The organism is Paenibacillus sp. 276b, assembly GCF_900107875.1.
Taxonomy (GTDB): domain Bacteria; phylum Bacillota; class Bacilli; order Paenibacillales; family Paenibacillaceae; genus Paenibacillus; species Paenibacillus marchantiae.
The window spans coordinates 1-22,771 of sequence record NZ_FNRR01000013.1 but is presented as its reverse complement, the minus strand read 5'-3'; the positions used below and the strand labels follow the sequence as shown (position 1 = coordinate 22,771).

Here is a 22,771-nt window from a genome sequence, read left to right as displayed (position 1 = left end):
ACAATTCGACAATGTTAGTGCCAGGTCGATGGAAAAGAACCTTTCCCGACATGTAATTCGTCATGATTCTACAGGTCAAAATAGTTGCCAGGCTTGACGGAAATGTGTCTGCTCTTCGCATCAACCGCCGTCAGCTTCGCCAGAGATATGTAATCCGTCAGCAGTCGTTCTTCCGAATCAACCGATCCAGATTCTACTAATACGCCTACCCCAGCTACCGTGGCATTAAACTCGGCCAATAGGTCGATCATCCCTTGGACGGTTCCCCCAGCTTTCATAAAATCATCTACAATGAGCACTCTGGAGTGCTCACGCATTGCCCTGCGAGATAGGGACATGGTATGTAGGCTTTTATGGGACCCGGATACATAATTGATACTTACGGCCGATCCTTCCGTAGCCTGATGGTCCCTGCGCACGAGCACTACAGGCAGGTTGAGCTGGGCTCCGGTCGCATAAGCAAGTGGAATCCCTTTGGTTTCGACCGTCATCACCACATCAATATTCATATTGCCAAAGGCCGTTGCAAAAATCTTGCCGGCTTCATTCATCAATGCGGGCTGTCCAAGCAGGTCGGACATGTACAGATATTCACCAGGGAGTATCCGATCCGGCTGCGCGAGCTGGGTAGAAAGTCGTTCTGCAAAAGCCAGTGCCAGTTCTCTGGACACCTTTGGAATCCACTTTACTCCCCCGGCTGCTCCAGCCAGTGTATGCAGTTCTCCCGAACCACCTTCTTCGAACACTTCCTTGATAATCGCCAAATCTTCACTGATCGACGACTTCGCAGCTCCATAGCGTTCGGCAAATGTAGTCAACGGAATAACCGTATGCGGTCTAGACAATAAGTACTGCGTCATTTCAACCAGCCTTGCGCTTCGTTTTAATTTCTTCACAGAGATCCATCCTCACGATCACGGAAAACATCCAAATCCGAATAATTATTTAAAAATATACCACCTTTATACGTGTTTGTACATTATAAAAGCGAATTTTAAGTTAGCATACGTACGGCATATACTTCTTTACAGAAGCCTCGTAGTCCATTGTATATCCGAGCAACCTTGGACTCCTTAGAGACCAGTCCAAACACAGTTGGACCGCTACCTGACATTAATACTCCGTCTGCTCCAAGCCGAATCATGGCATCCTTCAGATGCTGAACTTCCGGATACAGCTTCAACGTTACGTCCTCAAGCACATTCCCCATCTGCCCGCACACTTCGGCAAAGGATTGGTTGCGAATGGCCTGCTCCATTTTGGCAGCACTCGGATGACGAACAATCTTGTCGCTGCGGAAACGTCCATAGACATCGGCTGTAGACACATTAATCGGCGGCTTGGCCAAGATCACCCAACATTGCGGGGGATTCGGAATTGGTGTCAGCTTCTCCCCACGGCCTGTGGCGAGTGCTGTTCCGCCTGTAATGCAGAAAGGCACATCCGAGCCCAGTTCTGCTCCAAGTTCCTGCAGCTCTTGATCCGGAATGTTGAGACGCCAGAGGCGATTCAATCCACGCAGCGTTGCTGCTGCATCACTGCTGCCACCAGCAAGTCCGGCGGCCACCGGTATTTTTTTGTCCAGATGAATATGAACTCCGGTTTTCACGTCGTAACGCTCTTTGATAAGCCTGGCTGCCTGAAAAGCCAAGTTCTTCTCATCCAGGGGGATATATCCCGCCTGACTAGAGATAAAGATCGTGTCACGAGGCAGCTCAGACATTTCCAGTCGATCGGCAAGATCCACCATCGTCATGATCATCTCAACTTCGTGAAATCCATCTCTTCTTTTATGTAAAACGTCTAGCATCAAATTGATTTTAGCAGGCGCTTTTTCGTAAATTTTCAAGGCGTTCACCCGTCCTCACCTTTTCCCTAAGACAACTTAACATATTATATCAAAATGGGGCTGTCAAGTCATTTCTATTCCGCATCCATGGGGAAAAAGCGAGGTCATTCCTGCCGGATTGCCCCGCTCTCCAAACCGATTGAACCGGATTACGATTTGCGTGCCGCTTCTTCCGCAAGTTGAATGGCCCGTTTCACCATATTGCCCGCATCCTTCGCTTTGATCCCGCCCCAACCTTCCTGCTGGACGGTATCATAGAATCCTAGGTCTTTTGCCAGTTCATTCTTGAGTTCATCCGACATTACACTTCTTCTTCTCCGGCTCATGGGTCATCCTCCTCGAAATAGTTCATTCATGATAAGTCCATTTGTATCCGGGACTATTTGCCCCCAGGCCAAGAAAAATGCCTTGAACCTGTCCAAATAGTATGCCGCTTCTTCCCCAGACTCATTCCTGATCAACTATGCCTCTCCGATGAATCGAGCGGGATTATTGCAAAAATAAAAAAAGCGACCTGCCCAAGGGGGCAGAATCGCCGTAAATCGATACTTACGTCTCCATGTAGGAGCTATGCGTCTGGCTGCCTGGATCAAATACCATGACTTCCACCGATTCCGTAAGTATATCAGCATAACTGTAGGATACTCGCTTGAAAGTTTCTTGCTCCTCATCAAGCTTAACAATAAAAACAGAAGGGTACGTTTCTTCCAATACACCCGTACGCTCAATGGTCTTACGGCGGCCACCATTAGCCCGCAGCATAATTTTCTGACCGATATGTGCATCGAGATTGCGTTTGATATCCAATAGCGTATTTTTAGCCATTGTCGACGACCACCTCTTTTCTTGTCCATTATACCGGATTTTACAGTCATTGTCAAATCAAAACTAATTATTATATCAGTATCAAAAAGTTGTTGTCAATGAATTTTTTTGCAAACAAAAAAAGCCCCTAAATGGGACTTTCTTCTGCCATCATTAGACGGCTGATGGATTCACTTTTAACGTGGATAGATCGTTCAATCCGGGCAGACCTACCCGATAACTTCCCCGTGTCTCTACGCCACCCACACCCTGGCTACCACTAATCGTGTTATGCAAAATATCATTCATGTTCACCGTTTCCCGCACCGACGTGAAGGCTGCCTTAGCTGCCACATAGACCGGGTCCAGGGCATGGATGAGAATTCGTCCTGGTGAACTGGCAAAGTTCGCTCCAGCCCGCAGCAAGGCCTCAAAGTGGGACTGACACGCGCCAGCTACAATCGTGAGCGCATCGAGATGACGTTCATATTGCCTAGCCACCTGAATAGCGGATACAAAGTTCTGCGAATTCTTGTAGCTTCCCAGACTATATAAGTCATAGGGCTGACGGGTCTTGAGTACCCCGTCATGGCCAGTAATGACAACGATATCCGGACGCACTTTGGGCAGCAGACGATATAAAGTGTCCGCCATGGCAGACTCGTGTACATATTGACCCTCTGCGGGAACACGAAGCTGCTCATAAAGGTTCATGCTTTTTTTTAGATAATTAGGATCGCCATCCAAGTGCAGCACTTTGCCAGGCATCTCGAAATAAGCCGGGTCTTGTTGAACAGACCATTCCTGAACCAAACCTTCACGATTGCGCTCCGCCTGTTCCATTCGATTTTGCTGCAGGCGTGAGAGCGTCTGATGTGCCTTCACATGGGCCTGCCTCGTCTTCGCACTCTGCGGTTCATAAGGAACCTGTATCAAATCGTCCACAGGGGAATCGGCTAACAGCCGGAACTCGGTCCCTTTAATGATGGCACCGTCCGACTGGAGGCCTTCCAACCGGAAAGTCACATCTCCACCGTATGACTTTCGAACGACCAAGTCTCCGATATTCATCAACATAATCACCTCTACCCCATCGTATGGGCAGAAACCCGGATTGGTTCATCCGAATTTTACAGAGCTGATCGTACCCCAGCTTCCCACATTACGGTACTGAGTGTCGCATACTCCTGCAGGCTCAATGTTTCTCCCCGTCTTGAAGGCTGAATACCGGCCTGCTCCAACAACTGATCAGCCTGTTCTCTGTTCTCCTTCGTGAAGAAACGGGCTTTCAGATTATTGGAGATGGTTTTTCTACGCTGCGCAAAGGAAGCCTGTACGACTTCGAAGTAATGTGCCTCGTCGGGAACTTCAACCGGTGGTTGTTCACGCACCTTTAACTTAATTACAGCCGATTCCACATTAGGCTGCGGAATAAAGACCGTGGGCGGAACAATACAGACCAATTCCGGCATACTGTAGTACTGAACCGCAATGCTCAAACTGCCATAGTCCTTTGATCCTGGTGCAGCAGCCATGCGTTCAGCCACTTCCTTCTGGATCATGACCACAATGCTGTCTACAGGCAGCTTCTCTTCGAGCAGCTTCATCATGATTGGCGTCGTTACATAATAAGGCAGATTGGCTACAACACTCACTTTATCTACCGTTCCAAAATCGGTATGGAACAACTCAGCTAGATCCAGCTTCAGCACATCCCCGTGATGCACACGAACGTTTGGATAAGGCTGCATCACTTCACCCAGAATCGGGATCAATCGCTGATCAATCTCTACAGCCGTTACAGGACCGGCTACCCGAGCCAGACGTTCTGTGAGTGCGCCGATCCCTGGTCCGATCTCAAGTGCGCCCTTGGACTCGTCCAAATCAGCTGCATTTACAATTTTGTTCAATATATTTTGATCGATCAGAAAGTTCTGACCTAAGCTCTTCTTGAATGAAAATCCGTGTCTTTGAATAATTTCTTTGGTTCGTTTGGGTGTTGCAATTTCTACGGTTTCTTCCATGCCTTTCATACGCTCACAATCCTTCACGTTCAATTTGCGATAATGCTTCGGAGAACTCTTCCCGGGTAATCTGGAATACACTCAACCGCTTGTGGAACTGCTTGCCATTGCAATAACCTATGCCCAGCAGATTGCCCATCTCCATACGACGTGCAGCAGCCTGTGGGTGCACAATCAGTCCCGCCGCAATCAGATCCTCCCAATCGATCAAACTTGGTGCGCCTTCATATGACGTGTGTACACGTGCTAATGCATGACGAATCGCCTCCGGTGAAGCGTTCTCCACTCCGATGTCGCCTTTGCGCGTAGCATCTGCCTCCGGAATGAAAGCATGCTTGCAACCAGGTACTTTATTGGCGATGATTTTACGAATACGTTCACCAGCATGATCCGGGTCTGTCAGTACGATGACACCACGTCTCTCTTGAGCAAGTGCGATCCGCTTTAGAATGCGCTGGTTGATGGCGGACCCACCAGTCTCGATCGTATCTGCCTGAACCGAACGTCGAATGGCTACGGTATCGTCACGGCCTTCTACCACGATCACTTCTTTTATCATGTTCCATTTCTTCCTTTCTAACGCAAAAAGAAGAGGAATATCCCTCTTCTCTGCCAAACGGCGGGGAGACTGAATTCAGACCCCTCCGCCGCATATTCCGCATGAATCATTCATGCTTATATTTTATAGCATTCCCATTTCAAAGTAAAACGATTTTAGTTCGCTTCCGGCTTCACCGGACCAATCACATATACCGTCTTGCCTTTCTTCCGTCCGAAGTTCAGGGCATGCTTCACACTATCATAATACACATCAATTTTGTTGCCTTTAATGGCACCACCTGTGTCTTCCGCACGACGGAAGCCAAGGCCCTCGATATACACCCACCAGCCAATCGGAATGATTTTGGGATCAACCGCAATGGTACGTCCCTCAGTTACCCGAGTACCTGAAGCTGTTTTTGTGCCGATACCAGGCTCTTCAGAAGAGTATGCCGTCATGGATACATTTTTCAAGACTTTTGAATATTTAAAAGAACTGCCTGAGACGGTAATTACTTTGCTGCCCGAAGCAGCGGTTTTCTTCGAGTTCGTGGTTGTTGCTGTTTTTGTCGTGGAAGTCTGCGCCGATACCGTCTGAATCACTGGCTCTTTCACAACAGGTTTGGCTTTGGTACCAATGGCAATCACTTTATCGACGCGATTCGTTGCGACCGATTTACCCACCATTTTTTTGGAGACCAATTCTCCATCCTGAAACACTTTTTCAATATGCTGTACAAGTGTGCCTTCTTTACCGCTCACAACGACACGATTGTCGCCTTTGTACAAGCTAGGGTCAGCCGTTTTGATCACTTTATAAGCAATCGGATGTTCCACTTCCACCGTACGCTTTGTTACCCGCACTACACGGATTTTCATATCCGCTTCAATAGTGGTTCCAAGCGCCGGATATACTTTGTCTTCACTTGCAATTTGAATACCTGATTTTTTAATCGCATCTTTTACCGATGAATCGGTTGTATACAGAGTCTTGGTGTCCCCGTCTGCCGTAATATTAACTGGAACGGCCCGCTCAATAACGATGCGGTCTCCATCTGTGATCGCCCCATTCAAGGGCATGGATACCTGATCGTGAGGGCTGACTGTGATTGACTGCTCCTCCAGCATTTCCTGAAGCATTCCTGTACGAGTCTCTACCGCTTGAGCTTTGCCATCAATAACCAGTGAAATTTGTTTCCCGGCCTGACCGTAAACGACTAACAAGATCATGATTGTAAGCGCAATTGAGAAAATCGCGATCAATGCCATTTGACGCAAGTTCTCATGCTTCCACCGCAACGCGAAAGACTTACTGGATGATCGTGACTCATGGGTCTCTTCTGGTTGGAATGTGCCCACTTCTCCGTCCTCCTTCATAGCCTCGCCGTCTAAAGTAATGCATGATGTCTTTGACGCGACTATACCAAATTTTCTACAGAACACAGATCGGACCAACATAATCCGGTTCTGCACCATGAATCAATCTTCGCAACATGATGTCATCCTCCTGAATACTTACCGTATGATGACCGTATTTCTTTTATTCAAAAACAAAAAAGCCAAAGAAAGAGTTTAAGAGGAACTCTTTCGTGGCTTCCGAATGATTCTGAATATCGGAAATTCATGCACGAGGTTGCCTCTCTTTTTCCGCTTGCGAGGTTAGCTGTCGGGTTCGGGCGAAAGAGAGCCGCCCTATCTCCGGTCATCCGCTCATGGCGGACGCCCTTGAATTCACCCCGAGACCCAAAGAAGAAATCAAATACGGCTTCGCAGATTCATACGCTGCTTTTGGGTCAGCGCATGTTGCGCATCGGCTGCAATCACCGATGTTTAAGCCCTATTGGTTCCCCCGCTCTCCGTTAACGGAGACTCAGCGAGACTGATTCATGAAAGTAATGTTGTTTCATCGGAAAGTGTCCCTTTGTTCATCCCCCGAACATCTGTCCAATTTTCCGCACAACAATTCACTGAAAAGATGATATCCTGTTTCTATGCATGTTGTAAAGCGTTGTTCAAGTACGTTTTTCTAAATATTTGGTTAAAATATTGTAATATTCTTGATTTATTTGGATCAAAAAGCAAATTAACTCCGCTTAACTCACTTTTTCACCCGTTTTGCTCGATCTTTTAACGAATCCCAAATCGTTCCATGGCATTTTTGGTCGTTATTGCTGCAATTTCCTCTACCGAAATGCCTTTAATTTCCGCAGCTGCTTCTGCAACCAGACGTACATGCGCTGTCTCATTTCGTTTTCCACGATAAGGGTGCGGTGTCAAATAAGGAGCGTCCGTTTCGATGAAAAATCGGTCCATAGGAACCTTCTCAAGTACCTCTTTGGGCTGCTTTGCATTTTTGAACGTGATTGGCCCTCCGAAGGAAAGATGAAAGCCTAAATCCAGACACATTTTCGCCGTTTCCCAGCTGCCAGAGAAGGAATGCATGACACCGCCTACTTCTCCAGCTTTCTCTTCACGCAGAATCTTTACAATATCCTCATGCGCATCCCGGTTGTGAATGACAATCGGCATATTCAACTCACGGGCAAGACCAATCTGTTGTCGTAATACGCGATGTTGAACCTCTTTCGGTGAAGTGTCCCAGTAATAGTCTAGACCAATTTCACCGATGGCTACCACTTTTTCATGCTTGCATAAAGATGCAATCCATTCCAGATCACCCTCTTGCATTGTGATTGCATCCACTGGGTGCCAGCCTACGGCAGCATATATAAAATCATAGGTTTCAGCCAGCTTCATCGTGGTTGGAATGGTCCCCCGGTTAAAGCCCACATTAATCATGCGACCAACGCCTGCATCCACAGCACGCTGAATCATTTCCTCGCGGTCCTCGTCGAATTGTGGTGCATCCAGGTGTGTATGTGTGTCGAACAACATCATGCTGTATTTCTCCCTTCATGTCGAATAAACGACTATCTCTTTTTAATCCATCCTGCAGTCTTAACCAGAACATAACTATTACTAAATTGGATCATGTTTTTTTATATTTCTTTCATTGTTTGTTGAGCACAACATGTAGAACGAACAAGTTCCTTCATATCTATATGTGCTCATTTTTAGGCAATCGGGTTGTATTCTAATTACTTTGATTACAAAATTATGTCGATCTACATGTACTCTCCATTAAAGCAGATTACTGTATCATGAAAAATAGCTCTTTTCGAAAGCTTTTTTGCATCATGATTCTTGAACAGCATTGCGCATCATTTAATGGGAGAAATAGGGGCGTATATGAGACGGTAATTCATGAACAATCGCATCCACCTTATTTTGCGGATAATACAAATGATGCTTTCCACGATGAAGACCACTGATTGAACGGACAATGTCGGACACCTCTGACAACTCATGTAACTTGTCTTGCCGATCAAGCAGCAGAATCTGCTTGTCCGTGGATTCATCCGGACGAAACACATCATACGGATTATCCGTTGGAAAATCAATTTCAAGATCATACTCGGGATTGAGACCGGCTACAGTGAAGGCTTCCCGAATCTCTTCAATCATGTTTACGTCGATCTGTTCAATCTCTACATACTTATATAATTTGCGATCTATAAATCGTTCGCATAACTCACTCAGAACAGCATCGTCCTCTTTACGCCACTGCATAAATGCCGTCTGAATCAAAGCTTCGTCCAGTTGTAAATATTCATCCACCGATAGATCTCCAGCGAATAACTGGGGTAGTGGATCAATCATGAAGCGGAATTGAAAACCTTGCTGTATGAGACTTTTTGCCCGCTTAAATATTTGCCGCAATATAATTTCCGAACTTCGGGTAACTGGATGAAAGTAAATTTGCCAGTACATCTGGTACCTGGACATCAAGTAATCCTCCACGGCGTGCATGCCCGACTCCTTGACCACAATTCGTCCGTGATATGGACGCAGCATACGCAAGATACGGTCAAGGTCAATCGTCCCATAGTTTACACCTGTAAAGTAGGCATCCCGAAGCAAGTAATCCATGCGGTCCGCATCTAGCGGACTGGTAACCAAATTAACAACAATAGGTTGCTCATACGTTTTTTGAATAACAGAAGCCACTTTCTCGGGAAAATCAGGAGCATACCGTCTTAAGATCGCCCCTACTTCGGTATCACCTGTAATGATCCGACAAGTCCAATCCTCATGATTCATATCGAAAGCTTCTTCTATAGAGTGAGAGAATGGCCCATGTCCAAGATCATGGAGCAATGCTGCACAAAGGGCTACTGTTTTTTCCTCCTTTGGCCAATCTGAATAGTGACTTCTTTCGAATTGGGAAATAATCTTACGTGTAATTTCGTAGACGCCCAAGGAATGTGAGAAGCGGCTGTGCTCTGCACCATGGAAAGTAAGAAACGAAGTCCCCAATTGACGGATTCGGCGTAAACGTTGAAACTCGGGCGTGTTGATCAACTGCCATATAATTGGATCTTGCACATGGATATAATTATGTACCGGATCTTTAAACACCTTTTCTTCCGTTAAACGCTGTTCCATGTCTATTCACTCCTTTAAATATCGTTTGTATTTGTCGCTTTTCAGTATAATACCACCAAGGATTCGACAGGCTTTGACGAATCTTGTCGAATAAGGTAGTTTTGTCGTTTTCCAAATCGACAAAGATGACATTGATGTTTAAATACGAAAAATGGCTTCCAATCCCTTACCACTCGTAATCTTATCAAAAACAGCCTTTATTTTAAGCTAATTTTAAGGTTGACTGTTTTGGGAATCGTTGGTATGATGAGTATCATAAAACATAAAATAATGTCGAATAATGACAATGATCGTTAGCTGAGAGGAGCACTGATTATAATGATGAAATCAACAGGTATTGTAAGAAAAGTGGATGAACTGGGACGGGTAGTTATTCCAATCGAATTGCGCCGTACGCTCGGTATTGGTGAAAAAGATGCTCTTGAGATCTATGTTGACGGCGAGCGCATCATGTTGAAAAAATACGAACCAGCTTGTATCTTCTGTGGCAATGCAGAGAACGTTACTTATTTCAAAGGTAAAATTGTTTGTAACGAATGTATTTCCGAAATCCCTGCACCTGTGACAAAATAAGAAATATCAGGTATAATGGTCTTATTAAATTGTTATTTCTAACCTTTTTATATTCCTTGATCGCCTTCCCGGTGTGAACCCCACCGCTGGAAGGTATTTTTTTGCTTTATTATTGGTTTTCATTACCCAAAAAATCTAGCTACGAGTCTGTTCAACTCCAAAAAGAAGAGCGGTGACGTTCGTAATATATTTTTTCTCCGCTCTGCTCGTTTTCATATTCCATTAAGGTTGGATCTAAGGTCCCTTTAAGTTTATGTTCCCTATTCCAGCATAATTTTTGTTGATTCGTTATTAAATTAAAGCGTTATATACATCTCGTTTCGTCAAACCTCGATCCGTTGCCGTTTTCTTCATCGCATCTTTACGACTAAGTCCTTCATTCTCATAATGGCTCACATGATCCTCCAAGGACAGCAGTTGCCACCAGGCTTCCCGCTCCGCCTTACGCTCTTCTTCCCTGATACCTTCTACAAGCAAACAATATTCCCCAAGTGGCGGGTGTTCCTCAAGCCATTCTATGCAATCTTGGATACTGCCTCTCGCGAACTCCTCATGACGTTTCGTCAGTTCACGTGCCAGTACGATCGACCGATCACCCAGAATCTCTTCGAGATAGGCCAAAGTTTTGCGAATACGGTGAGGGGACTCATAAAATAGCAACGTACCGTTGGACTCATTAAAAGCTTCCATCACTTTTCGCATGTCTTTTTTCTCCCGCGGCAAAAAGCCGCCGAATGTGAAACGCTCCGTCGGTAAACCAGATACGATCAGAGCTGATAACGCGGCATTGGCTCCAGGGATGGGAATGACCGTAATTCCAGCTTCAAGCGCAAGTTTTACAAGATCGGAACCAGGGTCCGAAATGGCCGGCAGACCGGCATCACTGACGAGTGCCAAATTTTTTCCTTCTATTATATAGCGTATGAGTTCAGGCCCACTAGCTCCCTTATTATGCTCATGGTAACTGAACAACATCGATGGTGTAATTTCAAAATGGGTAAGCAGCTTTCGGGTCTGTCGTGTATCCTCCGCTGCAATGATGTCGCAGCTCTGCAATGTTTTAATTGCTCGAAATGTCATATCATCCAGATTACCGATTGGTGTTCCTACCAAAAATAGTTTACCGGCACCACTCGACTGCTCCGCGTAGCTCTTCTGAATATGCAATGTCATCTATAACCCTCCTTCCGTTGTTCGTTGTGCATGCTGTGCACCGTAATATATGTCCATGATTTCTTCGCAGTATTTCCCTTCTTCATTGTAAACAATCAGTGGTGGAAGCATGCGTACCTCCGGTTTCCCATCCTTAAGCGCTTCAATCAACACCATATTGGCTTCCAAATGAGCACGGGGATGTACCATCCGAATCCGCTTTGGTTCAAGTTTGTACTCACGCATCAGAGAGAGGATCTCTCCTAAACGCTGCGGACGATGAACCATGGATACTTTACCGCCATTGCGCACCAGTCGATTGCAGGCCTGAATGACTTCCTCCAGCGTGCACCCGATTTCATGACGTGCCATTGCCTGATGAGTGTTCATCTTGAGGTCACTTCCATTCAAGGGCATATACGGAGGGTTAACCGTTATAGCATCGTATACAGCATGGCCCGTTTCTTTCACGAGTTCACGCAAATCACCTTCATGGATCGTAATGAATTCTTCCAATGCATTCAGTTGAACGCTGCGACGTGCCATATCTGCCAATCGCGGCTGAATTTCAATGCCTTCCAGACTCGCCTGCGTTCGTGTGGTCAACAGAATGGGAACAACCCCATTGCCTGTACACAAATCAAGCACACGACCCCGTTTCGGTACTGAAGCAAATCGGGCCAACAATACGGCATCCATCGAAAAACTAAACACTTCATCACTTTGAATAATCTTCAAATCATGAGAGAGCAAATCGTCGATTCGCTCCGAATCTTGCAATTTTACTGATATTTCTGTCATATGATACACTCATCCTCCGGTACTCTATATCTCAGACAAGGTTCTTAACCTTGAAAAAAAACCGTAGGGGATCCCTACGGCCACTTTATTTATTCAAAAAAGACAGGCAGAACAGACAATCGCCTTCCGTCCGCAAATGTCCATAATAGACATTGCAGATATGGAATCCTTCGTGATACAACCGAGCCAGGTTATCATATCCTTCACCTACAACATCTTCACCAGTAGCTGGACCCGCAGGCCTTGCTACCGGAGCGAGCGCCGATGCGATGGGCAAATCTGCCGGGGCCTCACGCTTCAGCAGTTTGCGTAACTGCTCATTCTCGATGGTAAGCCGCTGATTATCTTCAAGCAGCTCTTTAACAATCATTTTTAACTCTCCTAAATCACTGTGCAACTGACCCAATTGGGTTTCCATTTCATGAATGTGCGTAAACAGATTTTTCTTTTCCAAGTTTCCACCCCGAAGCAACCTTTATGGTTTACTTGATAACGACGTCATCCAGCGGAAGTTCTTTGACTTTACTGATGTCGAACAGTTGAACATGGACTGTGCGATTACCGGCATTGATGCCGACAACTTTTCCTTCACCCAAAGAGGTGACGACCAACTTGCCTACAGCCGGCAATTCTTCTCTCACACTTTCATAGTTATCATGCTCAAATTTCAGACAACACATGAGTCTTCCGCACAACCCGGAAATTTTCGTCGGATTCAGTGACAGGCTCTGATCTTTAGCCATCTTGATTGATACCGGCTCAAAGTCTCCCAGCCAGGAAGAACAACATAATACTCGGCCGCAAGGTCCGATCCCTCCAAGCATCTTTGCTTCATCACGTACACCTATCTGTCTCAGTTCGATCCGTGTCCGGAAAATGCTTGCCAGATCCTTGACCAGCTCCCGGAAATCTACTCTTCCTTCAGCTGTAAAATAAAAAATAATTTTATTGCGATCAAACGTAAATTCCACATCGACCAGCTTCATTTTCAGGCCGTGGTCTTTGATTTTATTTAAACAAGTACCGAATGCTTCTTTTGCTGCACGCTTGTTCTCATCTACGACACGGGCATCTGTCTCGCCCGCCACCCGGATGACCTTTTTGAGCGGCAATACCACATCAGACTCGCCTACTTCTTTCTTGCCAACGACAACCTTACCGTACTCTACCCCCCGCGCTGTCTCCACGATAACGCAGTTTTCTTTTTCAATGGGAAGGTCCAGGGGATCGAAGTAATAAATTTTGCCCGCTTTTTTGAAACGGACACCCACTACACTATACAAAAAATTAACCCCCTCGTAAGCCAATCCCACTTCGTCTGAAGCCCTGTCTTCTTAGGGAACCCGCCGAAGTTATAACCGTTTGCATATGATTGGAACAAAATCTGTCCTCTCCCAGTCTTATGCCAAACCGATCAAAAATTGCTCCAGACAAAGCTGGCCATTGACATTGAAACGCAATTTTTTTCTGCATGCTGCGGCCATATCCATGTAGGAAACCCACTGCTCGATGCTGCGGGTATGGGCCAACTGAGACAGCATGTCCAACTGATCTATAAAAACGATATGTTCATGCCTACCATACTGGACATACAGCATATCCCTGAACCATAAATGGAACAGGCTAAGCATCGTATCCAGGTGTTCTGAGAGTCCGGTTTTAAAAAGCTTCTGCTGTGCAGAGATCAATGATGTACTTCCTCTACCCAGGGACTCCTTCCCTAATTGTAACATTACGTTTCTAATTTCTGCAAACCAATTCTGCTGGAGAATTTCTCTACATGCTTCCAGTCCTGACGCTAAATGGACGGCAGAGCGAGCCAGATTGGCAGGGTGCCCTTCCGCAATCAGCGATTGCAGCATCTCTTCCGGATTCAGAGCACCGAAAGGAACCAATTGAGAGCGTGAACGAATGGTGGGCAGCATCGCCTGTCCATTATCCGTAATCAAAATGCCTACCGCGGGCACCTGAGGTTCTTCCAGAAACTTCAGCAAACTGTTGGCCGCTTGAACAGTCATTTTCTCGGCCTGTTCAATAATATATACTTTGGGATGCCCCGCCTCTGAACGGTACGAAAAGATACGCTGCAGATCCCGAATTTGATCAATTTTAATGTTATTCCCATCCGGTGCAAGCATGGTTAGATCCGGATGATTTCCATGTTCCACCTTACGACATTCAAGACACTGTCCGCAGGCATCATCTTCAAGCTCTGTACAGAATATTGCTTTGGCAAATGTGATCGCCGTCTGCAATTGTCCACTGCCGGATGGTCCGCTAAACAAATAGGCATGACTTATGGCATGACGTCTCAAACTGCTCTGTAACATTTGCTTGGCTGCCTGCTGACCCATAATTTGTTGAAAGGACATACTTCCTCCTCAGAAGCTTAAATTAATAAGCATTCCCCGAATTTCTCCTACTTGCTGTAACAACGTAATCTTGCCTTCCTCTGTTTCCAAAAGCTCATCAGCCATAGATAATAAGGCAGAGTCAATCTCATCAATTAACTTGTAACGCTTCCCTCTTCCCCGACGATCCCATCCCCGCGTCTCTTTCATAGACACACCACGACGAACCGTTTCCTCCAGAAATCTTTTTACAAGCTGCTTGTATGCTTTCAATTCACGAATGGTCATGGAACGAGACAAACGGTCACCCTGCATCTGGATCTCACTTAATCGGCGGGTAAGTTCAGCCTGTGATGCCCGTTCACCCTGGTGATTCATCATATCAGAGAAATTTTTGGATTGAACCGGTTTGGAGCCGGAATCGGAAGAACTGAGTCCACTCTGCATCGGTCGGAATCCAGGATTGATTTTCATGGAAACGCCTGCTTTCTACCTTAAGTAGGCCAATCGCCCATCAGCACAGTGCGCGCTGCGCCTGTGCGTGGAGGAGACCTTATATATGTGCTAGATCATACTCTATATATAATAGTAGTTAAATATCACCACATGGATCTATTCGTTGTTAGTCAACCTCTGTCCGAAATAAGATCTTCCCTGATCGAAAAGTTTATCCGGACAGAGAACGCGATTCTTGATTACAAGAAGGACCCTCAATAGGATTTATGGGAATTGCATCATTAAAAGTGTTCGAATCGATCTACCGGAAGAACAAACACGGTAGCTCCACCTACTTGAACTTCGACAGGTAGCGGCAGGTAAGAGTCGGTTGTTCCGCTCATCGGAGTGACTGGAGTCACGAGCTGTTCACGAACCTTACAGCTGCTGCGAATGACGTTCATTACGGATTCGACCTGACCATCATCGACACCGATCATAAACGTCGTGTTGCCTGCCTTCAAAAATCCACCGGTACTGGCCAATTTCGTAGCCCGAAAATTTGCTTTGACCAATGCGCTGGATAATCGGTTGCTGTCTTTATCCTGTATAATCGCAACAATCAGTTTCATCCTGCATAACCTCCTTCAGATAATAAGCACCTTGTGAAATGCCCTGTCTATATATTAGACAATTACTCGTCAAAATCCTTCAAAATCCCTGTCTCAAGCGACAAAATCATTGCTGCTAAGACCTCATCTTGCTTTTGAGAAGCATCGATGACTTTGATCCTGTCAGGAAACTGTTCCTTCAGTAGAAAATAGCCTTCACGCACTTTGCGGTGGAACTCCAGACTTTCGAGATCCAGGCGGTTAACTTCACGTCCATCGTGAGCATCAATGCGGGCGAGCCCTGCTTCAGGCTCGATATCCAGATAGAGCGTAACATCTGGCATCAGTTCACCTATTGCAAACCGATTGATGGCCCAAACATTCTCTACACCAAGACCACGAGCGTATCCTTGATAGGCCAGACTGCTGTCGACAAATCGGTCACAGATAACGGTCTTCCCTGCCTTCAATGCAGGCTCCACTTTCTCTGCCAGATGCTGGCTGCGTGCAGCTGCATAGAGCAGCGCTTCGGTTCTTGCATCCATTGCCGTATGAAGAGGATTGAGAATGATGGCACGTATTTTCTCCGCAATTTCAATCCCGCCAGGTTCCCGAGTAACTACATATGGTATACCCTGTTCTTCAAAGTAAGAACCTAGCTTACTGATCATCGTTGTTTTGCCGGACCCTTCTCCCCCTTCCAACGTAATGAATTTACCTCTGCCCTGCATATGCTTCCCTGCTTTCTATATCGATAATTGCTCCTAATTGTGCTGCGATAACTACAATCTCGATCCTCTCATACTCCAGACTATGAATGAGCCCGCCCAGAGGTGTATGTTCATGATCAATCCGTAGATTGTTTCGAGTTTGGTACAAGCTTCTTATTATAATACTATACATGATCCCGCGTTAACGGTCAGCTATTCTCCAATATTTCCGATAAGGCACATAGCCTGATCAGCCGTAAATCAACCATACCCATAGAGGGAGCATGACAGAGCCGGCAATAGCACTGACAATCATGGATACGGAACTCAGCGCTACCGCATTTTCTCCATACTCAAAGGATCTTGCCATACCCAATGCGTGGGAAGCCGAGCCGAGTCCGATCCCATACGCATTTTTGCTGTTTACTCTGGCCCATTTTAAAATCATGGGTCCCAATAATATCCCCGAAAATCCGGCTATCATCACAAATAACGAAGTGAAGGATGAATTTCCTCCCACCTGATCAGCCAGTTGAATGGCAACGGGTGTCGTAATGGATTTGGGCAATAATGCGATAACGATATCTTGCGGATAACCGAGCAGCAGCGATATGGCGGCCCCTGTGGACATACCAACGATGCTTCCACCCAAGGTCCCCCCTAATATCGGGATAATATTCCGTTTCAGTACATCAAGGTGTTTCGCCAAAGGGAATGCCAGGGAAACTACAGCCGGCCCCAATAACTCCTGTATCCATTTGCCACCAAGCATGTACGTATCGAGCTTAATACCGGAAATGATCAGAATCAGTACAATTACAGTCGTTGCCGTCAAGACGGGCATAAGGATCGGCCACTTCAACCTTCTATATAAATGAGTCGCAGGAATATATATAGCCACGGTCAAGGCAATCATTCCGATTCCGAGGATGAATGCGAGCATGAGATCGCCTCCTTCTTACCTTGATGCGTCGATCTCCACGCCATGAGCCATTCACTGATTTTCGCAGACAACAGACAAGTAATTAATGTACTAACGATTAACCCCAGAACAAGCAGCAGCGTATTGGCTCTAAAAAAATCAAAATGATTGATAATGCCCACCGTGGGAGGGATAAACAATAATTGCAAATTCGATTGAAGCCAGGATGATCCTTCTTCGCCCCAACTTATTCTGATCCATCCCAGTTGAATGACGATGAATAGAAGCAGCATCCCGACAATACTTCCTGTTAACGGCAGATGCAGTACAGCCTGAATCAGGTTTCCTATCCAATAAAACCCGTACATCAGTATGACTTGCAGGACTATTCCCGTATATTTTTTTAGCGGAATATCCAAAGTTTGTTCCCTTCTTTCTTATGTCCAGACAACAATGATGTCTTAACTTGTTTGAGCATTTTGCATAAATCCAAAGAACCTGTTTCAATCAACAAAGTTATATATCCGAAATGCTTATTCGTCTATAGATTGTACCCGTAGTTGAATCGAATCAAATGAAGCAAAACGCTCGTTTTAATGCCGGCTGACTCCTCAAGTTCTTTGCCCATGCTTTAACTCCATTATTCCCGAATGATTTTCAATGATTGCAGTGAAGTATCCGATACACCGTGGAACCTTGCTCCTTCGTCTCTCAGCAGCTTAGTTCGTGCTGCCATAGCCGCGCTTATTCGCTCACCAGCGTATACAAGAGGTATGCCAGGTGGATACGGAATGACCATCTCCGCCGAGCGAAGACCAATACAGTTTTCGATGGATACTTCTGTTGTATCCTCTTCCATAATCGGCTGCAACGTAAACGGGATAGGCTCCGAAAAAGGAGTTCCTTCTTGAAAATTGTTCCACGTGGAAATATAATTTGCAGAATCTTTTGTAAAACGCTGTGATTGCTCACCAAGAGATTGGCCCTGCTCCTGCTCAAGGCCGATTTGGTGTAAAGCCTGTAACAAAAGCTCGGCATCGCGCAGCGTCGAGCCCAGGCTAAAGAGCAGGACGACGTATCGTTCGTCGCTCATTTCGGGCACACAGCCGTATGCTTCCAGCTGCTGCTGCAGCCCATAACCGCTCAGCACCCCTGTGCCGTCATAAATGACGGCCTTGAACGGGTCCTGAGCGGTGTATCCCGCGGCTGAAGGCAACGCCGCCGCGGGCAGAGCTTCAGGCCGCCCCGGTGCACCGGCGGCCTCGGACTTACCGCCAGTTGCCGGCTTCGCCCCGGCTGGCGGCTCTTGCTGCAGCAGCTGCCCCGGCTGCAGCAACTGAAAGCGCGGCAGCTCCGCAAGGCCGCGCTTAAAGGCGTCCACGGCGGCAAGCCCCGCCGTGAAGGCATTCGCGCCCTGCGTATGCAGCAGGCGGCGCGCCAGATCAAGCGAAGCCATCACCGGGTACGATGGGCTTGAGCTTTGCACCATAGCCAGACGCTGACGCAGCAGGGACCGGTTTAACCGTGGTCCCTGAACGTGCAGCATGGCTCCCATGGTGAAAGCAGACAGCATCTTGTGGGTCGACTGCACCACACCATCTGCTCCGCAGGACAGCGCAGAGGCTGGCAGCTCCGGATGCTGCCCATAATGGGCGCCATGCGCTTCATCCACGAGCAGCGGCATGCCTGCCTCATGGCACACCTCAGCAATGGGCTTCAGATCAGCGCCCATGCCGTAATAATTGGGCAAAGTCACAAGTACTCCCTTTGCCTCAGGATATGCCTGGACAGCGGCCTGCACCGTCTCAAGCGACGGCATCACCGCAAGTCCACTCGCCGGATCAACCCATGGCTCCAGGAATACAGCCCTTGCGCCTGCCAGCATCAACCCGTGAATGACTGACTTGTGCACATTGCGCTGTACCAGTACAAGACTATTAGGTTCATTACATACGGTCAGTAGCAAAGACAAATTACCAGACGTACTACCCCCAACAAGGAAGAAGCTCTCCTCTGCTCCAAAACAATCTGCTGCCAGCTGCTGAGCCTCCAAAATAACCCCTTCTGGATGATGCAAGTCGTCCGTCCCCGAGATTTCCGTTACATCCATCCGCATCATCTCCAGAAACGCACTCACCGGTCCAACATCTGCTGCAGATGCGTCAGTTTCATTCTCAGCATGAACCGTCAGCCCGTCAATTTCATTGCCATGCCTTTTTTCCTCAGCTTGTCTGAAGCACTCTTCCCCATCTGTTACTGAACAACCTAAACTTTGTTTTCCCTTTGCCTCACCCTCATTACGGTGAATTTCACTAGCTTTCCCATCTAACTGCTGCTGGTCCGCTTGCTCCAGTAACCCGCGATAGACTTGTCCGTTCTTATGCCCAGGTACATGAAAAGAACGCTGCCCTGAATCACGATACGCAAGCAACGCTTCATATAAAGGTGCGGTATTTGATTTATGCTCCATTGAATAATCATCCTGTACATTCATAAATTTTGATATTGTTCGTACCAATGCTCTCTCTATACAACAGACCTCTCCAAGCATGTTTCTATCCTACGATCTGCTGTATTCAAAACGTGTAGGTAAAGCACTTCTCCTTTCATTATATCAGGAATTGTCCAGCCCCCGTGCAAACCACCGTTTCCACCGATGCAGCAGCATCATATCCAGTTACCCCATGGGTCCTTTCCATGTCCATTTTCCCCTTCTTATTTCCCTGATAGAAACAGAAAAAGGCCCCTAGGGCCTCAATGCACATTGATACAAATCAATGTGATGTTTCACTAATATGATTTAACGCTCTTTATGCGTTCTTTTGCACCCAAATCTGCTTCATCTGATGGATAAAATAATTGTACTTGGCATCCTGTGCATCCGTATGAACCATTTCTGCTTCGCAAGCGTCACATATAAATTCAGATACAATAAAAATGCCTTCTCTTTTGGTCTGTTCGCAGATAATGCATGTGTGTTCGGCGTGTCCTTCCATCAACCATCCCACCTTGTTTAACGTATTACTATCAGTATTGCACAGTTTCTATTATTTTAAACCTTTTCATAGTGCTTTCTTTCTATAAAATATATATATTCGCCTACCCCTCTATGGGTGTCTGTACCGAAAACAAACAAAAGAAAAATGCCATTCGTTCTGTACTTCAGCCAGACAGCCTACATTTGTTGCCCATTCTCCTTACCTTATAACGTAGCTAAAACCTCGCAGACCTGCAATTTCTTCTATTATATGAAAAGCATGAATGGACAGTCATTACAAGAAACATCCCCGCACTTCATTGTATTTCTCATGTGATTACCTACTCCTCCTACAGCTTTGAAAAACTTATATACTATAATCTTAAAAAAACTTGGATTTTCAGCCGATATATAATACATCACCATCAGAACCTGACAGCCAGGTCGTTCAAAGGTATACTTGTATATGATTAATCTACTTCCATATCTTGTACATCAATCTGGAGTCCATACAAGGTTCATATATGTAACTCTGCGTCATCCATTTCCTTATTTATGAAAACGAATACCTATTACAAATGAACGTGATCCCAGAAGGAGGATTTGTAATCGTATGATCGCCGAACCGGAGAATAAAGCAACCTTTTATCAATACCGGCTTCTGAAAAAAAAGGCCATTGCCCGCAGCGTAATCTTTAGCTATCTGTCTTTGCCTGTCATTATGCTTTTGTTTAATCTGTTAGCATTCTCCTGGACCGGCCTCTTCTACTTTATCCTGGCAGGACCGATCACACTATGGATTCATTATGTCATTGCCAGAACCATATTACTGCTGGTCCGTACCTCCTATGCACGTCGTTGGCGCTGGAACCTCAAAATGCCTTGGTTCGGCTATATTCCAGACCAACATTTCAGCTACCGCATGTTCGTCCGGGTCCACCTCAATATGAGCTGGATTGGGCTATGTATCATTACCGTCTGTTTAATATGGTCACCCTTGTCCTTCACCCTATCGTTGATTTTCTGGCATCTGTGGCTTCTTGTACCACGTCTATATGTTGTACTTGTTCTTTCACGCGAACGTAAGGACGGGCTTATCAAATTAAATGAACAAGATGTCTCCTACTACCTGCAATAATTGTTCTTCTATCCTTTACCTATAACCTTGCCTAACGCAATGTATAGTTGAAACCAGTAATACATAAAACGCTAAAGCTCATCCATACCTTCTATTCAAACTGACGCAACCACTCCTATGACACTCTTTCTTGATTACTGCGTCATGCTTCCAAACCTTAAAGGTTATCCACAGTGGATAACCTTTATTTATTTCACCTCTCTTTTTCCCTTATCCACAGCATGGGTATAGTTAAAACGGTTATCCCCAACGCATTACATCCATTTCCGTTCTGCCACGTCCTAGCTTGTTGAATACCTTTTCTGATATTGAGTACGTAGTAGGCTCATATTCGACCTCCTTTCGATATCTTCCCCCTCTTCTATGTTTACTTGCTCTATAGACGACTGATACCAGCCTCTACAGGCACCTACTATCTTTGCTATCTATGCCTCATGTCTACTGTGTGAGTGCTGTAGGCCTGCCTCTCTACAGCTCCTGGTTAAGTCACCGCCAAAAGAAAACCTCCGAACGATCCATTGCTCATCTAATATGATTCATGACAGACAAAAATAAATACAAAAAGCCCCCGATCAGAGATCGGGAGCTTTACTATCATACGGACCATTACACCGTTAATTGTCGAACCATTACATCAAAACACAACTCATTCAGTCATCATCATCAAGTGATTTTACTGTCGTCTGGGCAGCTTCACTTTTCGGAACCATCACCGTGAAGAAACCATCATGTACAGCTAGATGTACAGTATGCCCTTCTTTAGCAAATACACGTAGGGAACTTGAGTCATTGGAAGTACTCTTGGCTTGCTTTTCTGTCCATCCCCAGCTCTTAATCTCGTCTAGATACACCTCAGGAATACTAGTGCTCTCACTAATACCAGATAGCGTATATCGAACATAATCCATATCCGAATTGTTTTCAGACTGGTCAGATTTATTCGCCACTTTAGGAACCGGGAAACCCTTCTCGTTTACCGCTCCTTCATAAGAAGTCCATGCAGATCCTGCTTCACCGCATCCTACAAGCACGCCTATCAGGCCGAGCAAGAGAAACGAATGAAGAACTAGTCTTCGCCAACTTATCACACACACCCTCCTTTTCACAGCTGCACATTCCAGCTCTGTGGTCAGGTACTTTTAGCATATTTAACATAGTCCTATTATACTGGTTTCGAATGCGTTTTCCGTAACAAAAATGTTACCTTCATTTCAAGACTTTTTTAAGTCATTCATTTACCCTCTTTTGAAAGTCAATCCACCCTCTATTTATATCAGCTTCCAAAGCAAGAATTAAATCCATCCACCACTAGCTATTCCTGCATTTTTGCTTATAAACAAATAAAAACCACCACCGAATAACATCGGCAGTGGTTCTT

25 protein-coding genes and 1 riboswitch are annotated in these 22,771 nt (G+C 45.9%); of the genes, 2 read left to right on the top strand and 23 right to left on the bottom strand.

The features are described 5' to 3' along the window. Nucleotides 1-68 precede the first annotated feature (68 nt). The 10 genes from purR to BLV50_RS31215 form a co-directional block, all read right to left on the bottom strand. Nucleotides 69-896 (bottom strand): pur operon repressor, encoded by an 828-nt coding sequence (gene purR / locus BLV50_RS31260; protein ID WP_064641410.1) that lies wholly within the window; start codon nt 894-896, stop codon nt 69-71. Between the two features lie 98 nt (nt 897-994). Further along, a complete protein-coding gene (gene ispE, locus BLV50_RS31255) occupies nt 995-1,849 on the bottom strand; it encodes a 4-(cytidine 5'-diphospho)-2-C-methyl-D-erythritol kinase (protein ID WP_064641978.1) in 855 nt (284 codons plus the stop codon). A 149-nt stretch (nt 1,850-1,998) separates the two neighbouring features. After that, entirely contained in the window at nt 1,999-2,175 is a 177-nt protein-coding gene (locus BLV50_RS31250) for a small, acid-soluble spore protein, alpha/beta type (RefSeq protein ID WP_053778930.1), read from the bottom strand. Between the two features lie 223 nt (nt 2,176-2,398). Next, nucleotides 2,399-2,674, bottom strand: a complete 276-nt coding sequence (gene veg, locus BLV50_RS31245) for a biofilm formation stimulator Veg (protein WP_053778931.1) — start codon at nt 2,672-2,674, stop codon at nt 2,399-2,401. Nucleotides 2,675-2,827: 153 nt separating this feature from the next. After that, nucleotides 2,828-3,724 carry a sporulation peptidase YabG gene (gene yabG / locus BLV50_RS31240; RefSeq protein WP_063567545.1) on the bottom strand — a complete coding sequence of 299 codons (897 nt, stop codon included), beginning with the start codon at nt 3,722-3,724 and terminating at the stop codon, nt 2,828-2,830. Between the two features lie 59 nt (nt 3,725-3,783). Next, entirely contained in the window at nt 3,784-4,686 is a 903-nt protein-coding gene (rsmA, locus tag BLV50_RS31235; protein WP_063567544.1) for a 16S rRNA (adenine(1518)-N(6)/adenine(1519)-N(6))-dimethyltransferase RsmA, read from the bottom strand. 4 nt (nt 4,687-4,690) lie between these two features. Beyond that, nucleotides 4,691-5,236: a ribonuclease M5 gene (gene rnmV / locus BLV50_RS31230; RefSeq protein WP_090811956.1), complete on the bottom strand. Its 546-nt coding sequence runs from the start codon at nt 5,234-5,236 to the stop codon at nt 4,691-4,693. A 155-nt stretch (nt 5,237-5,391) separates the two neighbouring features. Next, nucleotides 5,392-6,576 carry a 3D domain-containing protein gene (locus BLV50_RS31225; protein ID WP_063567543.1) on the bottom strand — a complete coding sequence of 395 codons (1,185 nt, stop codon included), beginning with the start codon at nt 6,574-6,576 and terminating at the stop codon, nt 5,392-5,394. Between the two features lie 273 nt (nt 6,577-6,849). After that, nucleotides 6,850-7,103: riboswitch (cyclic di-AMP (ydaO/yuaA leader) on the bottom strand. 241 nt (nt 7,104-7,344) lie between these two features. Beyond that, nucleotides 7,345-8,115 carry a TatD family hydrolase gene (locus tag BLV50_RS31220; protein WP_177031308.1) on the bottom strand — a complete coding sequence of 257 codons (771 nt, stop codon included), beginning with the start codon at nt 8,113-8,115 and terminating at the stop codon, nt 7,345-7,347. A 327-nt stretch (nt 8,116-8,442) separates the two neighbouring features. Continuing rightward, on the bottom strand, nt 8,443-9,723 hold the full coding sequence (locus BLV50_RS31215; protein WP_072735822.1) for an HD domain-containing protein: 1,281 nt from the start codon (nt 9,721-9,723) through the stop codon (nt 8,443-8,445). 318 nt (nt 9,724-10,041) lie between these two features. Here BLV50_RS31215 and BLV50_RS31210 point away from each other — a divergent pair, with 318 nt between their 5' ends. Beyond that, complete coding sequence (locus BLV50_RS31210) at nt 10,042-10,296, top strand: AbrB/MazE/SpoVT family DNA-binding domain-containing protein (protein ID WP_024633700.1); 255 nt, start codon at nt 10,042-10,044, stop codon at nt 10,294-10,296. Between the two features lie 291 nt (nt 10,297-10,587). On the opposite strand, the gene rsmI is transcribed toward BLV50_RS31210, so the two are convergent. The 12 genes from rsmI to BLV50_RS31150 all read right to left on the bottom strand — a co-directional run bounded on the left by rsmI (nt 10,588) and on the right by BLV50_RS31150 (nt 20,274). Next, nucleotides 10,588-11,469, bottom strand: a complete 882-nt coding sequence (gene rsmI, locus BLV50_RS31205; protein WP_090811954.1) for a 16S rRNA (cytidine(1402)-2'-O)-methyltransferase — start codon at nt 11,467-11,469, stop codon at nt 10,588-10,590. Continuing rightward, on the bottom strand, nt 11,470-12,249 hold the full coding sequence (locus BLV50_RS31200; protein ID WP_090811952.1) for a tRNA1(Val) (adenine(37)-N6)-methyltransferase: 780 nt from the start codon (nt 12,247-12,249) through the stop codon (nt 11,470-11,472). It abuts the gene before it with no gap. Between the two features lie 85 nt (nt 12,250-12,334). Beyond that, nucleotides 12,335-12,703, bottom strand: coding sequence for a DNA replication initiation control protein YabA (gene yabA, locus BLV50_RS31195; protein WP_024633697.1), 369 nt, complete (start codon nt 12,701-12,703; stop codon nt 12,335-12,337). Between the two features lie 28 nt (nt 12,704-12,731). Continuing rightward, the gene (locus BLV50_RS31190) at nt 12,732-13,532 is read right to left on the bottom strand and encodes a PSP1 domain-containing protein (RefSeq protein WP_024633696.1); all 801 of its coding nucleotides are present in this window, start codon (nt 13,530-13,532) and stop codon (nt 12,732-12,734) included. Nucleotides 13,533-13,649: 117 nt separating this feature from the next. Then, nucleotides 13,650-14,621 (bottom strand): DNA polymerase III subunit delta', encoded by a 972-nt coding sequence (holB, locus tag BLV50_RS31185; protein WP_090811950.1) that lies wholly within the window; start codon nt 14,619-14,621, stop codon nt 13,650-13,652. A 9-nt stretch (nt 14,622-14,630) separates the two neighbouring features. Next, the gene (locus BLV50_RS31180) at nt 14,631-15,074 is read right to left on the bottom strand and encodes a YaaR family protein (protein WP_024633694.1); all 444 of its coding nucleotides are present in this window, start codon (nt 15,072-15,074) and stop codon (nt 14,631-14,633) included. Between the two features lie 263 nt (nt 15,075-15,337). After that, nucleotides 15,338-15,667, bottom strand: coding sequence for a cyclic-di-AMP receptor (locus tag BLV50_RS31175; protein WP_017691391.1), 330 nt, complete (start codon nt 15,665-15,667; stop codon nt 15,338-15,340). 62 nt (nt 15,668-15,729) lie between these two features. Further along, nucleotides 15,730-16,377, bottom strand: coding sequence for a dTMP kinase (tmk, locus tag BLV50_RS31170; RefSeq protein WP_063567538.1), 648 nt, complete (start codon nt 16,375-16,377; stop codon nt 15,730-15,732). 229 nt (nt 16,378-16,606) lie between these two features. Continuing rightward, the gene (locus BLV50_RS31165; protein ID WP_063567536.1) at nt 16,607-17,299 is read right to left on the bottom strand and encodes an LrgB family protein; all 693 of its coding nucleotides are present in this window, start codon (nt 17,297-17,299) and stop codon (nt 16,607-16,609) included. Then, a complete protein-coding gene (locus BLV50_RS31160) occupies nt 17,269-17,697 on the bottom strand; it encodes a CidA/LrgA family protein (protein ID WP_090811948.1) in 429 nt (142 codons plus the stop codon). The genes BLV50_RS31165 and BLV50_RS31160 overlap by 31 nt, the downstream gene beginning before the upstream one ends. A gap of 221 nt (nt 17,698-17,918) precedes the next feature. Next, the gene (locus BLV50_RS31155) at nt 17,919-19,748 is read right to left on the bottom strand and encodes an aminotransferase class I/II-fold pyridoxal phosphate-dependent enzyme (protein WP_090811946.1); all 1,830 of its coding nucleotides are present in this window, start codon (nt 19,746-19,748) and stop codon (nt 17,919-17,921) included. A 340-nt stretch (nt 19,749-20,088) separates the two neighbouring features. Beyond that, nucleotides 20,089-20,274: a sigma factor G inhibitor Gin gene (locus BLV50_RS31150; protein WP_024633689.1), complete on the bottom strand. Its 186-nt coding sequence runs from the start codon at nt 20,272-20,274 to the stop codon at nt 20,089-20,091. A gap of 594 nt (nt 20,275-20,868) precedes the next feature. On the opposite strand from BLV50_RS31150, the gene BLV50_RS31145 reads away from it, so the two are divergent. Beyond that, nucleotides 20,869-21,393 (top strand): hypothetical protein, encoded by a 525-nt coding sequence (locus BLV50_RS31145; RefSeq protein ID WP_063568461.1) that lies wholly within the window; start codon nt 20,869-20,871, stop codon nt 21,391-21,393. Nucleotides 21,394-22,043: 650 nt separating this feature from the next. Here the strand turns inward: BLV50_RS31145 and BLV50_RS31140 are convergent. Continuing rightward, entirely contained in the window at nt 22,044-22,481 is a 438-nt protein-coding gene (locus tag BLV50_RS31140; RefSeq protein WP_079697642.1) for a hypothetical protein, read from the bottom strand. Nucleotides 22,482-22,771 lie beyond the last annotated feature (290 nt).

What these genes read in the sequence shown, in the direction of transcription:
- BLV50_RS31250 (WP_053778930.1), bottom strand. Translation starts at nt 2,175, where the DNA reads ATGAGCCGGAGAAGAAGAAGTGTAATGTCGGATGAACTCAAGAATGAA.
- veg (WP_053778931.1), bottom strand. Translation starts at nt 2,674, where the DNA reads ATGGCTAAAAATACGCTATTGGATATCAAACGCAATCTCGATGCACAT.
- yabG (WP_063567545.1), bottom strand. Translation starts at nt 3,724, where the DNA reads ATGAATATCGGAGACTTGGTCGTTCGAAAGTCATACGGTGGAGATGTG.
- rsmA (WP_063567544.1), bottom strand. Translation starts at nt 4,686, where the DNA reads ATGAAAGGCATGGAAGAAACCGTAGAAATTGCAACACCCAAACGAACC.
- rnmV (WP_090811956.1), bottom strand. Translation starts at nt 5,236, where the DNA reads ATGATAAAAGAAGTGATCGTGGTAGAAGGCCGTGACGATACCGTAGCC.
- BLV50_RS31220 (WP_177031308.1), bottom strand. Translation starts at nt 8,115, where the DNA reads ATGATGTTGTTCGACACACATACACACCTGGATGCACCACAATTCGAC.
- BLV50_RS31215 (WP_072735822.1), bottom strand. Translation starts at nt 9,723, where the DNA reads ATGGAACAGCGTTTAACGGAAGAAAAGGTGTTTAAAGATCCGGTACAT.
- BLV50_RS31210 (WP_024633700.1), top strand. Translation starts at nt 10,042, where the DNA reads ATGATGAAATCAACAGGTATTGTAAGAAAAGTGGATGAACTGGGACGG.
- rsmI (WP_090811954.1), bottom strand. Translation starts at nt 11,469, where the DNA reads ATGACATTGCATATTCAGAAGAGCTACGCGGAGCAGTCGAGTGGTGCC.
- BLV50_RS31200 (WP_090811952.1), bottom strand. Translation starts at nt 12,249, where the DNA reads ATGACAGAAATATCAGTAAAATTGCAAGATTCGGAGCGAATCGACGAT.
- holB (WP_090811950.1), bottom strand. Translation starts at nt 14,621, where the DNA reads ATGTCCTTTCAACAAATTATGGGTCAGCAGGCAGCCAAGCAAATGTTA.
- BLV50_RS31180 (WP_024633694.1), bottom strand. Translation starts at nt 15,074, where the DNA reads ATGAAAATCAATCCTGGATTCCGACCGATGCAGAGTGGACTCAGTTCT.
- BLV50_RS31175 (WP_017691391.1), bottom strand. Translation starts at nt 15,667, where the DNA reads ATGAAACTGATTGTTGCGATTATACAGGATAAAGACAGCAACCGATTA.
- tmk (WP_063567538.1), bottom strand. Translation starts at nt 16,377, where the DNA reads ATGCAGGGCAGAGGTAAATTCATTACGTTGGAAGGGGGAGAAGGGTCC.
- BLV50_RS31165 (WP_063567536.1), bottom strand. Translation starts at nt 17,299, where the DNA reads ATGCTCGCATTCATCCTCGGAATCGGAATGATTGCCTTGACCGTGGCT.
- BLV50_RS31155 (WP_090811946.1), bottom strand. Translation starts at nt 19,748, where the DNA reads ATGGAGCATAAATCAAATACCGCACCTTTATATGAAGCGTTGCTTGCG.
- BLV50_RS31150 (WP_024633689.1), bottom strand. Translation starts at nt 20,274, where the DNA reads ATGGAAGGACACGCCGAACACACATGCATTATCTGCGAACAGACCAAA.
- BLV50_RS31145 (WP_063568461.1), top strand. Translation starts at nt 20,869, where the DNA reads ATGATCGCCGAACCGGAGAATAAAGCAACCTTTTATCAATACCGGCTT.